The 11,570-nt window shown below is 44.0% G+C and carries 13 protein-coding genes; 1 reads left to right on the forward strand and 12 read right to left on the reverse strand.

Features of this window, described 5'->3' with window-relative positions:
- Positions 1 to 69: 69 nt before the first annotated feature.
- The 8 genes from NX903_RS11970 to rpsU form a co-directional block, all read right to left on the reverse strand.
- Positions 70 to 1,029, reverse strand: a complete 960-nt coding sequence (locus tag NX903_RS11970; RefSeq protein ID WP_014477373.1) for a PhoH family protein — start codon at positions 1,027 to 1,029, stop codon at positions 70 to 72.
- Complete coding sequence (yqfD, locus tag NX903_RS11975) at positions 1,026 to 2,222, reverse strand: sporulation protein YqfD (RefSeq protein ID WP_003230033.1); 1,197 nt, start codon at positions 2,220 to 2,222, stop codon at positions 1,026 to 1,028. The genes NX903_RS11970 and yqfD overlap by 4 nt, the downstream gene beginning before the upstream one ends.
- 18 nt (positions 2,223 to 2,240) lie before the next feature.
- Positions 2,241 to 2,522, reverse strand: a complete 282-nt coding sequence (gene yqfC / locus NX903_RS11980) for a sporulation protein YqfC (protein WP_003226191.1) — start codon at positions 2,520 to 2,522, stop codon at positions 2,241 to 2,243.
- Positions 2,523 to 2,578: 56 nt separating this feature from the next.
- Entirely contained in the window at positions 2,579 to 2,998 is a 420-nt protein-coding gene (locus NX903_RS11985) for a hypothetical protein (RefSeq protein ID WP_086344097.1), read from the reverse strand.
- Between the two features lie 24 nt (positions 2,999 to 3,022).
- Positions 3,023 to 4,018, reverse strand: coding sequence for a flotillin-like protein FloA (floA, locus tag NX903_RS11990; protein ID WP_014477375.1), 996 nt, complete (start codon positions 4,016 to 4,018; stop codon positions 3,023 to 3,025).
- Between the two features lie 21 nt (positions 4,019 to 4,039).
- Entirely contained in the window at positions 4,040 to 5,353 is a 1,314-nt protein-coding gene (locus tag NX903_RS11995; RefSeq protein ID WP_086344098.1) for an NfeD family protein, read from the reverse strand.
- Between the two features lie 130 nt (positions 5,354 to 5,483).
- Complete coding sequence (locus NX903_RS12000; protein ID WP_003230022.1) at positions 5,484 to 5,930, reverse strand: GatB/YqeY domain-containing protein; 447 nt, start codon at positions 5,928 to 5,930, stop codon at positions 5,484 to 5,486.
- 14 nt (positions 5,931 to 5,944) lie between these two features.
- On the reverse strand, positions 5,945 to 6,118 hold the full coding sequence (rpsU, locus tag NX903_RS12005; RefSeq protein WP_003152957.1) for a 30S ribosomal protein S21: 174 nt from the start codon (positions 6,116 to 6,118) through the stop codon (positions 5,945 to 5,947).
- 172 nt (positions 6,119 to 6,290) lie between these two features.
- Between rpsU and NX903_RS12010 the strand changes: the two genes are divergently transcribed.
- Complete coding sequence (locus NX903_RS12010) at positions 6,291 to 7,214, forward strand: Na/Pi symporter (protein ID WP_015714282.1); 924 nt, start codon at positions 6,291 to 6,293, stop codon at positions 7,212 to 7,214.
- Between the two features lie 35 nt (positions 7,215 to 7,249).
- On the opposite strand, the gene mtaB is transcribed toward NX903_RS12010, so the two are convergent.
- The 4 genes from mtaB to dnaJ are packed head-to-tail and all read right to left on the reverse strand — an operon-like array spanning position 7,250 to position 11,485.
- Complete coding sequence (gene mtaB, locus NX903_RS12015) at positions 7,250 to 8,605, reverse strand: tRNA (N(6)-L-threonylcarbamoyladenosine(37)-C(2))-methylthiotransferase MtaB (protein WP_003230017.1); 1,356 nt, start codon at positions 8,603 to 8,605, stop codon at positions 7,250 to 7,252.
- Entirely contained in the window at positions 8,605 to 9,375 is a 771-nt protein-coding gene (locus tag NX903_RS12020) for a 16S rRNA (uracil(1498)-N(3))-methyltransferase (protein WP_015251679.1), read from the reverse strand. Before NX903_RS12020 ends, mtaB begins: the two co-directional genes overlap by 1 nt.
- A 22-nt stretch (positions 9,376 to 9,397) precedes the next feature.
- On the reverse strand, positions 9,398 to 10,333 hold the full coding sequence (prmA, locus tag NX903_RS12025; RefSeq protein ID WP_004398884.1) for a 50S ribosomal protein L11 methyltransferase: 936 nt from the start codon (positions 10,331 to 10,333) through the stop codon (positions 9,398 to 9,400).
- Between the two features lie 24 nt (positions 10,334 to 10,357).
- Positions 10,358 to 11,485 carry a molecular chaperone DnaJ gene (gene dnaJ, locus NX903_RS12030; protein WP_003230010.1) on the reverse strand — a complete coding sequence of 376 codons (1,128 nt, stop codon included), beginning with the start codon at positions 11,483 to 11,485 and terminating at the stop codon, positions 10,358 to 10,360.
- Positions 11,486 to 11,570 lie beyond the last annotated feature (85 nt).

Genomic DNA, 11,570 nt, shown 5'->3' on the forward strand with positions numbered 1-11,570 from the left:
CTCTTGAAACATCAAGCCCATAAGCAATCATAAAAATGACCCGATAACGCGCGATCGGGTCATTCAGCATTAATTTTGCTTATCGTATGCTTCAATAATTTTCGCAACAAGCGGATGTCTGACCACGTCTGTCTGGTCTAGCTCAATCATAGAAATGCCGTCTATTCCTTTCAGCATCTCCTTCGCTACTGCAAGTCCCGATTTGACGCCTTTCGGCAGATCAATTTGGCTAACGTCACCTGTAATGATCATTTTAGAGCCAAAACCCAGTCTCGTCAAAAACATTTTCATTTGAGCAGGCGTGGTATTCTGTGCTTCATCAAGTATAACATAAGCATCATCGAGCGTCCGTCCCCTCATATATGCGAGCGGAGCAATTTCAATGATGCCTCTTTCCATCAAACGTTCTGTATGATCTGCCCCAAGCACATCATGGAGAGCGTCATACAGCGGGCGTAAATAAGGATCTACTTTTTCTTTTAGGTCACCTGGGAGAAAACCAAGGCTTTCACCGGCTTCCACGGCAGGTCTTGTTAAAATGATTTTTTTGATATGTCCGTTCTTTAAAGCATGGACTGCTTTTACGACAGCCAGGTACGTTTTCCCGGTTCCCGCCGGACCAATGCCGAATACAAGGTCATTCCGCTTCATAGCGGCCACGTATTCCCGCTGTCCCATTGTTTTTACACGGATTGATTTGCCTTTTGCGTTTTTTGTAATTTCTTCTTCATACATGCTTTCAAAGTATTCAAGTTCATTCTTCTTTGCCATTTTGATGGCGTAAATCACATCACGTTCAGAGATCTCTATCCCCTTGCGAATTAAAGCGAGGAGTGATCCCAGCAGCCTGTCTGCAATCTGAAACGATTCATCATCGCCTGAAACATAAATCGTCTCGCCGCGCGTAATGATATTTACATTCAGATCTTTCTCCATCAATTTCAAAAAAGAATCTTGGTTCCCGAAGAGTGAAAGCGCCTCGTCCGGGTTTTTCAGTTTTTGATTCATCGCAAGTAAATGTTCTGTCATTCTTCAGTCTCCCTGACAATAGGTGTGGTTTGAACGATATCTTCTATAACTTGGTAGAGAATAATCAACTTTACTTTACCATTCTCAACAGTCTGGTGCAAAACTTTTTCACTTTTCACCTCGCCGTTTTCGCCTATTTTATCCTCTACATCCTGTTTACCCAATTTAATGCCTTCTTGAACTGCTTCTTCTTTCGTATATTTTCGTAAAGCCTCTTCACTTTCTCTCGTTTGCTCTTTGACATAGGATACAGGGAGCTTAAATCCGAGAAAATGAAGCGAATGCTTTTCTTGTTCTGTTTTTGGATGCTTCAATTCCTCTTTTTTAAACGTCATCCCCCAGATCGGGATTGCCAACGAGCCAAAAGAAAGCTTGTGCTTTGTCCTTACTTTGCCCGTATAGACGTTAAATAATGTTTCAAGCGGGACTGTCACTTCTGATCTATACCAGGTTTCTCCGTAAATTTCTGCTTTTGAGGCGACTTCCTGCTGATGGTCTTCGCTGCCGATCAGCCCCGAAACAAGCAGCTGACCCTTTTCAACATGATCGTGGATGGCAGCCATGGGCTGTCCTTTTTGCACAAACATTCTCGTGATGGTTGCTTTCTTTTTGGCGACAATATTGCGCGGGCTAACATACTTTTCTTTTTCGGGCTCATTTTTCTCCACAACTTTCATGTGAATGGTCGTCCCTTTCAGATCAACTCCGACCCAAGTGATATTGTCTATTCCATTGGTTAATGATTTCTGTATTTTTTCGGGCGACATCATTAAAAACTGCAGACGGCCCTTTTTGACGCCGATTTCATTAAGATGCTGCCTCATTTGATGTTCTGTTTCAGGCTTAGCGCCTGTCACATCAATTTTCCACACCATATTGGACAGCAAAAACAAAAGGATGAAAAAAATCGCAAAACCGATCGTAAACCCTATATTCAGCTTTGATTTCAGCAACAGGAAGGGAAAACCCTTCCGATTGATAAATCGGGCTTTACATTTAAATTTACTTCTCACCCGCCGAAAGGCATGTACATCCTGAAGCTGTATATATAACGATACGGCTTCTTTCTTTTTTTTGACATGAAAGACCGGAATCCCCTGTCTTGTGCATTCATTAAGGAGCCGCTCAATCCCTCTTCCCGTCAATTCAAGCTGGACCTTACCCGAAAAAAAAGACAGCCATTTATTTTTCACAACATTTCCCCCTCGGCTTTATGACTCAACATATCGAACGACATCAATCGTACCCTCCAAAAGTATCTCTTCCGGAAGAATCGCCTTGATGACAAAATTTTTACCAGATATGATGCACTGGCCCTGCTTCAGCATCAGCCTCACTTCATTCTCACTGAAAAGCAAAAGACCTCTGTGGTTTTCTATGTAGATATGAAGTCTGCCAACCATTGTAATCCTCGGCAGATCCATCATAACGTCCGGGGGAATTTCCAATGCTCTTGTCAGCCAAGCTTTCATACGATTCTTTCTTTGCCCCATACAAAAAGAACCCCCTTTCATCTCATATGTATGATTTGAAAGGAGGTTCTAACACTTTAATTTTTACGGGCCGGGCGCATCGTACGGTGAGGTTTTTTCGCCCGTGGAGGCCCGAACACCTCTCCTAGAACGATCCCCTGTACGACGGTGTCTTTATTCACCTGAAGCATTTTTTGTTTTGTGTATACTGTTTTTTGTTTGGCAGCAGCAAGATCTCGTTCCAGCCCTTTCAGGTTTCTTGCTGTTTCCCTGCGTCTTTCTTCCGCTTCCCGTCTTGCCTGTTCCATACGGTTAGAGATAGGTGCAGGGGCATCTTCTTTTGACTGCTTCTTTTGAGGAGAAGCAGATTGCACGTGTTGAGGTTTTTTTCTTTTTTGGCTGTTTTGCTTTTCTTCTTTGCTCTTTTTGCCGAAAATCGCAGAAATGATTCCGATGATCGCTGCAATAATAAGCGGATTGGTCAGTAAATCTTCCATCAGCGTTCTCCCTTCTTAGAGAGATTATGATTTGCGGTCTTCATCCGAAGGGTCTTTCGTCAGCTTCCCGAATGAATCACGCATTTCTGTGTCAGCATCGATGTTCTTGATATTCATGTAATCCATGACGCCAATATTCCCTTCACGCAAAGCTTCTGCCATCGCAAGCGGCACTTCCGCCTCGGCTTCTACCACTTTCGCGCGCATTTCTTCTACGCGGGCACGCATTTCCTGTTCTTGAGCGACAGCCATCGCACGTCGTTCTTCCGCTTTTGCCTGCGCGATGTTTTTATCAGCCTCAGCCTGATCGGTTTGTAAAATTGCACCGATGTTTTTGCCGATATCTACATCTGCAATATCAATTGAGAGAATTTCAAACGCAGTTCCTGAGTCCAATCCTTTTCCAAGGACTGTCTGAGAAATCATGTCAGGGTTTTCAAGCACTTTTTTATGATTGCCAGATGAACCGATTGTAGAAACGATCCCCTCACCTACACGAGCTACAATGGTTTCTTCTCCTGCTCCCCCGACGAGGCGCTCGATATTCGCTCTTACTGTGATTCTCGCTTTCGCTTTCACTTCAATCCCGTCCATTGCGACACCGGCAATGAACGGTGTTTCAATCACCTTAGGATTAACGCTCATTTGAACAGCTTCCAACACGTCCCGGCCTGCAAGATCAATGGCAGCACAGCGCTCGAATGTGAGTTCAATGTTAGCTCGCTGAGCGGCGATAAGCGCGTTGACGACTCTGTCAACATTACCTCCGGCCAGGTAGTGGCTTTCAAGCTGGTTTGTTCCAACATTAAGTCCCGCTTTATGGGCTTTAATCAGCGGGTTAACAACCCGATTCGGAATGACACGGCGAAGCCTCATCCCAACTAGAGTGAAAATGCTGATTTTCACTCCGGCTGCCAAAGCTGAAATCCAAAGCATTACAGGCACAAATGTAAAAAATACTGCCAAAACAATGATCGCTACTGCGACAATTGCCAGAATCATAAGTGTTGACGGATCCATATAACTTCTCCTCGTTTCTATTTAAATTTCTCTCACGACAATGCGTGAGCCTTCTACTTTTATCACTTTTACTTTTTTATCTTTTTCTGTAAACGATCCCTCCGATACAACGTCAAGGCGTTCATCATCAATAATGACGGTACCGGAAGGACGCAGCGGTGTAAAGGTTATACCCACTTTTCCCATTAAGTCCGTGCGCGTTTGATTTGAAACGTAGCCGCTCTCCGTATTTGTAGAATCATTTAATATCAATTTCTTAAAGAATTTCATACGCTTTCCCAACACCCTTGTCAGTAAAATAAAAGCTGTAATCGAAACAGCTGAGGCGATCAAGAGAGAAACCGCCATTACAGTGAAGCTCCCCGCGGCTAAAAACAGGCTCGCAATAATCGCTCCCAAGCCCAGTAATCCAATGATTCCTCCGGGAAGAAAAATCTCAAGCAGGATGAGGATCACCCCTGCTATAAAGAGGAGAACCGTCTCATACCCGGCAAGGCCGGCTGCAAGATGCCCGTAAAAGAACAGCAATAACGCAATGAGTCCAGCCGTTCCAGGGAGGCCGACACCCGGGGAAAAAAGCTCCACCGTCAGACCTAAAAATGCGATTGTCAGCAGAATAGGGACAATGACCGGATTCGTCAGCCATCTTGCCGTCTTTTCCGCAAAGCTCTCCTTTGCGTAGCTGATCTGCGCTTTTTCGAACCCAAGCTTCTTTACGAGCGTGGACAAATTGTCAGCAGTGCCTTCTGAATAGCCTACCTCAATTGCCTTGTCTGCGTTAAGTGTCAGCAGATCTCCCTTAGGCGCGCCGACTTCCTTAGCATCTATATCTGGGTCAGCCATTGCGAGCGCATATTTTGGATCGCGGTTATTTTTCACTGCGACATCTTCCATCTCTGCCAGCCAAAGTGATTGAGCTTTTTGGTCAGCGGCATTGCCTTGGCCATCAACAATCGCGGCGGCTCCCATTTTTCCGCCAGGCGCCATATAAATGTGATCTGCTTGCAGTGCAATATATGCACCAGCAGACAACGCGCGTTTGTTGACATATGCAGTTACGGGGATCTCGCTTTCGGTTATCAAATCGGCCATATCAATAGCAGATTTGACCAATCCCCCCGGGGTATTGATATCAAGAATAATATGGTCTGCATGTGCATCCTTTGCGTCTTGTAACGAACGGGACAAAAACGAAGCGAGACCCTGTTCGACATTTTTTTCAACCGGAATCACATAAACAGTTTGTTTTTCTGCTTTTGCATTCAGTTGTACGCCTAATAAAGAAAGCAAAAATATACTCAAAAGAGCAGCACGGAATCCTTTGATTTGAAGCAAGGGCGGTGTATCCCTCCTTCCTTTTATAATAAGTGCCTTCTCTTCATACGTAACAAATGTATCAAAGGTTTCATTTTTTTATGTATAAAAAAAGACATCTCTCTTAGAAAGATGTCCTTTTCTTTGCCATTTAAGACAGTTGACTGCTCACAAGCTTATTAATTAAACTTCCGTCAGCTTTACCTTTTACTTTAGGCATAATTGCCCCCATCACTTTGCCCATGTCCGCTTTTGAGCTCGCACCGACCTCCGCGATGGTTTCATTTACGATTGTACGCAGCTCTTCTTCTGACAGCTGCTCAGGTAAATAAACTTCTAAAATGTCCAGCTCTTTTTGAACTTTATCTACTAAATCTAAACGATTAGCGTTTGAAAATTCCTGGAGGGAGTCTTTACGTTGCTTAAGTTCACGAGAAAGGACAGTGAGTTCCTCATCCTCGGTCAAACTGTCTTTCTTAAGCTTAATTGCTTCATTTTGAAGTGAAGCCTTAACCATTCGAACGACAGTCAGTTTGTCTTTCTCACGGTTTTTCATATACAGCTTCATATCCTGGTTGAGACGCTCAAGAAGACTCATAAATCCACCCTCTTTTAGAATTTGCGTTTTCTAGCAGCTTCAGACTTTTTCTTGCGCTTTACGCTAGGTTTTTCATAAAATTCACGCTTTCTTGCTTCTTGCAAAGTACCTGTCTTTGATACACTGCGTTTGAAGCGACGAAGAGCATCTTCAAGCGATTCGTTTTTTCTAACGACCGTTTTTGACATTCTCTTTCCCTCCCTCCGAATACACCAATCGACTACCTTTAAGTTACACATATAAACATGTACTTTGACATTATAATATAAGCCATCAGTCAGGTCAACTAAGTGAGTTCACTTTTCCGTCATGAGTGCGACTGCCTGTCTATATAATGATAGAAAGGGGTTGGTGAATAGGATGTTAATTCTGATTAGCTTTACTGCTCTTATATTATTCTTTCTCGCAGGCATGAACATGCTTCGAAAAGGCTTAATTTCTATGGCGTACTCAAAAATTGAAGAACGTTTGCTTTTATTTACGGACCATCCGTTAAAAGCGTTTCTTATCAGCATTGTATTTACGGGAATACTTCAGAGCAGTTCAGCTTTTATGGTCATTGTCATCGGCTTTGTAAGTGCGGGCGTTCTTTCTTTTAAGCGGACGATACCAATGATTCTGGGGACGAATGTTGGCTCTACTTTTACAACTGAATTTATTGCTATCAAAATGGATATTTTGATTTGGGTTCTTTTAATAGGAGGTTTATTGTTTTTTCTGACTGGCAGGTATCCTTTGAAACAGCTGGGAACAAGCTTCCTTGGACTGGGAATCATCTTCTTTTGCATCAGCGGATTCAGCCATCTTGCCGGGCCGCTGACAAAGCTGAAAACGGGAGCCGACGTTCTATACCATGTTAACGATTCAAACTGGTCCGCTTTGCTCATCGGGATGGTGTTAACTGCCATCATTCACTCCAGTTCTGTCTGTATCGGCATTTTGATGAGTTTTATGAATGAAGGGATTATCGGACTGACACAGGCGATGAGCGTCGTACTCGGATCAAATATCGGGACATGCATTACAGCTGTCATGGCTGCTGTATCCGGGGGGTATGCGGCGAAACAGACAGCGTATGCGCATGTGGTATTTAACGTGCTAGGGGTGGCTCTAGTATTGCCTTTTCTGACCGCAGCGACCGGCTTTGTAGAGCAGTTATCACCCGATCCCGCCCAAAGGATTGCTCATTTCAGTCTTTTATTTAATGTAGTAACAGCTCTTTTATTTCTTCCGCTAACAAACTTGTTTTACCGATTGATTCACCTTCTTATCCCGGCTAAATAAAAAACCGGTACATTTTAATGCACCGATTTTTTAGGTTAAGAAGACAAACGCATGTGTTCAGTTATTTCATCCTCAACCACACGGACAAACTGTCCTTCGTTGTAAGGATAACCTGCTTTTAGGATTTTGACTTTTACGATTTTGCCGATCATATCTTCCGTACCTTTGAAAACAACCTTCATATAATTGTCTGTGTAACCGACAAACATATTTTCTTCTTCTGTTTCCTTAAACGCTTCCTCAGGGATAATCTCAAGCACTTCATTTTCATACTGAGAAGCGTATTCTTTTGCAAGCTGGTCAGAAAGAGCAATCAGGCGGTGCACACGTTCGTTTTTCACGTTTTCATCCACTTGGTCTTCCATTCGCGCAGCTGGTGTTCCTGTACGTTTACTGTAAGGGAAAACATGCAGTTCAGAGAATTTATGTTCTTTAATAAAGTTATAGGTTTCCATAAATTCTTCTTCTGTTTCTCCAGGGAACCCGACGATGACATCAGAAGTAACAGCTAAGCCTGGCAGTGCTTTTTTCAATTTATTTAAACGGTCTGCAAAGAATTCCATTGTATATTTGCGTCTCATCCGTTTAAGCACTGTGTTTGATCCGGATTGGATAGGAATATGCAGATGATTCACTATCTTATCTGAGCGGTCTAAGACCTCGATCACTTCGTCAGTGATTTGGCTGGCTTCGATTGAAGAAATTCTGATCCGTTTCACGCCTTCCACACGGGTGTCTAATTCGCTCAAAAGCTTCGCGAAGTTGTAATCTTTCATATCTTCGCCGTAGCCGCCTGTATGAATACCCGTAAGAACAATTTCCTTATATCCGGCATCGACAAGCTGCTGCGCTTGTTTAATGACTTCTTCAGGGTCGCGGGAGCGGAGCAGGCCGCGCGCCCACGGAATGATACAGAATGTGCAGAAATTATTGCACCCCTCCTGTATTTTCAATGACGCTCTTGTGCGGTCCGTGAAAGCAGGCACATCAAGCTCTTCATATACTCTTGCTTTCATGATGTTGCTGACGCCATTAATCGGCTGGCGTTCTTCTCGGTATTGGTCAATGTAGCCAAGCATTTTTTCACGGTCCTGTGTTCCGACTACAATGTCGACACCAGGGATCGCCATAATCTCAGCAGGTGAGGTTTGCGCGTAGCAGCCTGTGACACAGATGACACCGTCAGGATTTTGACGAATGGCGCGTCTGATCACTTGGCGGCTTTTTTTATCTCCCGTATTTGTAACCGTACATGTATTAATGACATATACATCAGCTGTTTGTTCAAAGTCTCTTCTTTCATAGCCCGCTTCTTTGAAAAGCTGCCAGATTGCTTCTGTTTCATAATGGTTGACTTTACAGCCAAGCGTATGGAAAGCAACAGTTGCCATTACTGATCACCTCTTAATAACTCTGTTTGATAAGAAATCGCGCTCAACGCGTATAGCGGAGCGGTTTCTGTCCTTAAAATTCTCGGTCCAAGGCCGCACGGCACACCGTCTTGCTCTGTGAGCCGTTCAACCTCCGCTTCTGTTAAACCGCCTTCGGGACCAAATACGATCAATAGAGATGATCCTTTCGGAAGGCTGCTTACAATCGCGCTGAATGCGCTTATTTCCCCTTGCTTCGATGACTCCTCGTATGCAACGACACATTTATCGAAATCCTGCATCCTTTGAAGAAGCTGCTGAAAAGAATGGACATCCATCACTCGCGGCACTTCGTTACGGTACGATTGTTCAGCCGCTTCCTTCGCAATTTTCGTCCATCTTTCCCGCTTTTTCTTTGCCTTTTTGTCATCCAGCTTGACAACAGAACGCGCGGCTTGGAAAGGAATAAAGGCATGAGCTCCGAGCTCAGTCCCCTTTTGGATAATCCATTCAAGCTTATCTCCTTTCGGAAGGCCGCTCGCAATATAGACCTTTATCGGAAGCTCTCTGTTTTCATTCGTCCATTCTATCACAAGGCAGGACACTTTATCTTTGGAAACAGATTGAAGTTCACATTTTGCCTCGAAGCCGTCTTGAGAGCAGCAGATAATCTGATCTCCCTCATTCATTCTCATCACGTTCACAATATGATGAACATCTTCGCCGGTAATCGAAAAAGCCGGCGCTTCCTCTATTTGCTGCTTCGTGAGCTCGATAAAATATCGTTGCATACGCTGTGACACCTACTAACTGTTATTTTTTTGCAATAATACTGACCCAATCTTCCATTGAAAGGATTTCTACAATGGTAAAGCCAGCTTGTTCCAGTGCTTCTTTTACTTCTTGTTTTTTATGACCGATGATTCCTGACGTAATAAAGTGGCCGCCTTCTTTTAACAGGCTGTACGCTTGTGAAGTAAAGCGAAGAATGACTTCAGCCAAAATGTTGGCCACAATCACATCATGTTCCCCTTCAATCCCGTCTAACAAATTGTTTTGCTTCACTTGAGCAATATCGCTGACTTTGTTCAGCTTGAGATTAAGGCGTGCACTTTCTACAGCCACGGGATCAAGATCATAGGCATGAACCGATTCAGCCTCAAGCATTGCAGCCGCAATACTTAAAATTCCCGAACCAGTGCCGACATCAATCACCTTATCACCCTTTTGCACAAAGCGTTCAAGCGCCTGAATGCAGAGTACGGTTGTGGGATGTGTCCCTGTGCCGAAAGCCATTCCCGGGTCCATTTCAATAATCAGTTCATCAGTATGGACCGGCGTATATTCCTCCCACGTCGGCACAATTGTAAACTTTTCAGAAATTTTCACAGGATGATAATATTTTTTCCAGGCAGTCGCCCACTCTTCTTCATTTACTTCAGAAATAGTGATGTGGTTTCTGCCCAAATCAATATTGTAAAGAAGGAGATTATTAATCGTTTCTTTAATGCCGTCTACAGTTTCGCCCAGAAAACTGTTAACCGGCAGATATGCTTTGACAATGACACCCTCATCTGGGTAATCATTGGGGTCGAGCTGGTAGATTTCCCCGTACACATTCTCACGTTCTTTAATTAAATCAAGCGGGTCCTCTATCACAACCCCACTTGCACCAGCTTCATGCAATATATTTGAGATAGGTTCGACCGCTTCATGTGTTGTGTGAATGCTTAATTCGGACCATTTCAAAACTACCAACTCCTCATCCAATAATTAATCGCCTTTAAACGCGCGTTTTACCTTGTCAAAGAAACTCATTTCCTGTTCGTCAGGCAGGTTTCCGCTGACTTCGGCAAATTCGCGGATAATGTCTTTTTGTTTATCAGTCAGATTTGTCGGCGTAACGACGCGGACGACGATATGCTGGTCACCCTGTCCATAGCCTCTGACATTTTGAACGCCTTTGCCTCTTAATCTGAATTTCGTTCCTGTTTGTGTACCGGCCGGAATTTTCAATTTCACTTTTCCATGCAGCGTCGGCACTTCTACCTCATCTCCAAGAGCAGCCTGAGCAAACGTTAACGGCATTTCACAGTAAATATCATCGCCGTCACGCTCGAAGAACTCGTGTGCGCGTACATGGAACACGACAAATAAATCCCCGGCAGGGCCGCCGTTTATTCCTGGTTCACCCTGTCCCGAGAGACGAAGCTGCTGCCCGTCATCTACACCGGCTGGAATTGTCACGTTGATTTTCTTGCGTTTTTTGATTTTTCCTTTGCCGCCGCAGTCCGCACATTTGTTTTTAATGATTTTGCCTGTTCCTTCACAGTGGTGGCAGACCCGTCTGTTAACGACTTTTCCAAACGGTGTATTTTGCTCCACGTTTAACTGGCCGGAGCCTCCGCAGTGGGAGCATGTTTCTGGATTTGTTCCAGGTTTCGCACCTGAGCCTTTACATGTTTCGCACGTTTCCTCGCGGGGAATTTCGATGGTTGTTTCTTTACCGAAAGCCGCATCCTCAAACGACAGGGTCATCGTATACTGTAAATCAGCACCCTGGCGCGGAGCATTTGGATCTCTCCGTCTTGTGCCTCCGCCGAAAATACTTGAGAAAATATCATCGAAACCAAAACCGCCGAAATCGCCGCCGCCAAAACCTCCGCCGCCGAAGCCTTGGTTAGGGTCAGTGTGACCAAATTGATCGTAATGCGCACGTTTTTGGTCATCTGACAGCGTTTCGTACGCTTCTTTTACCTCTTTAAATTTTTCATCTGATCCGGCTTCTTTGTTAATATCAGGATGATATTTTTTTGACAGCTTCCGATAAGCTTTTTTAATTTCATCCTTTGAAGCGCTCTTACTTACTCCCAGCACTTCATAGTAATCACGCTTACTCATCTCGCTTCACTCTCCCGAATTTCTCACAATAAATTAGATTGTATCATTTTGAATTATGATTTTTCAATTCCTTTTATCCCGGGCA

The sequence above is a fragment of the Bacillus sp. FSL R5-0576 genome (assembly GCF_038004765.1).
Taxonomy (GTDB): domain Bacteria; phylum Bacillota; class Bacilli; order Bacillales; family Bacillaceae; genus Bacillus; species Bacillus subtilis.